The sequence below is a fragment of the Streptomyces sp. NRRL F-5126 genome, assembly GCF_000721265.1.
In the GTDB taxonomy this organism is placed as follows: Bacteria; Actinomycetota; Actinomycetes; order Streptomycetales; family Streptomycetaceae; genus Streptomyces.
Genome location: NZ_JOFZ01000036.1, coordinates 1 through 1106 on the forward strand (window position 1 = coordinate 1; position 1106 = coordinate 1106).

Below are 1106 nucleotides of genomic sequence, written 5' to 3' on the forward strand. Positions count from 1 at the left end.
CTGCACCCGATGCTTCCTCGACAGTCGCATCCTTGCAGCTCAGCGGCACCTTTCTGCTACCAGGGCATCAGCTCAACCAATTCCGCTGAATAGTCGAGGCTAGAGGTCTGAATTCTGGGAAGCCGTTTGCCTACTTCCAGGGGCTGCCAGGGACGGTCCCAAGGTCTTTAACCCCCTATCTGATGGCATGCGCGGCGTGGCGGAGTGGTCCAACTACTCTGCCGTAGCCTCCATCTCGCTTCCGCTACGGATACACACCACTCGGCACGAAAGTTGAAGTATTATACCCGCCGCTCGTCTCTACGAACATGTTGACGCCGGTCGGGCGAATAGAGCGCACATTGTACGATGGCACGGCGGAGTAGAAGACGCGCTCATTCTTAGCCAGACGCCTTTCGATAATCCTTTCGATCCTCCGCATGCCCTCTCGGTTCGCTGTACGGCTGGTAGGGATGATATTTTTCCTCTCGTGAGTACCGCCGAACTCCCGGGCTATTAGGTGTGCTCGGTCCATGCCAGATTTCCAACCAACCGGCTGCTGGGGATCCGTGAAGTTGACCTTGCGGATAGTGGCGCTCAGGCAGGCCCACGCGCCGGTCGCGCGCCCCTTGTCATCGGGATTATTGTAGAAGATTGTGCTCGTGGACGAGGTGTCCTTCAGACAATTCTCGCTCTCTCGATCATTGTCCAGATTCCACTCATGGTCCTGCGGCGTGTCCCCGGCCAGAGCCTGGGACAGGATGGCCACAATGGCGCCGAGCTCTCCGCCGCCGCGCGGACCTCCTTCTGGAGCACCGCCTTCGACCGGAGGTGCCTCCAGACTCGCCGGTGTGAGGACTCGTAGCGGTGCGGCTGGCGGCGCAAGAAACATTTTGCTGCTATTTGTGTCGCTGCCACACTCAAGGACCACCACTGCACAACTGGAAGTTGATCCGGTGCTTCCTTCAGGGGAATCGGCTTCTTCGTGCTTGATTGTCGGGGTTTCACGGTAGGTGCCTCCGCACATTCCGGTGATGTCGCAGCTGGTGTGGCCGTCGGCCTCAATCATGCTGGTGGGGTTGCCGGCGCCGTAGGCGTAGCGGTTGCCGGTGTAGGGGTTGGTGGTG

At 59.5% G+C, this 1106-nt stretch carries 1 protein-coding gene; it reads right to left on the reverse strand.

The genetic code is table 11. The annotated features are described in order from the left end of the window. Nucleotides 1-244: 244 nt before the first annotated feature. Nucleotides 245-1106 (reverse strand): DNA/RNA non-specific endonuclease (locus IH48_RS35530; RefSeq protein WP_199810049.1); only part of this gene is annotated, 862 nt, incomplete at its 5' end.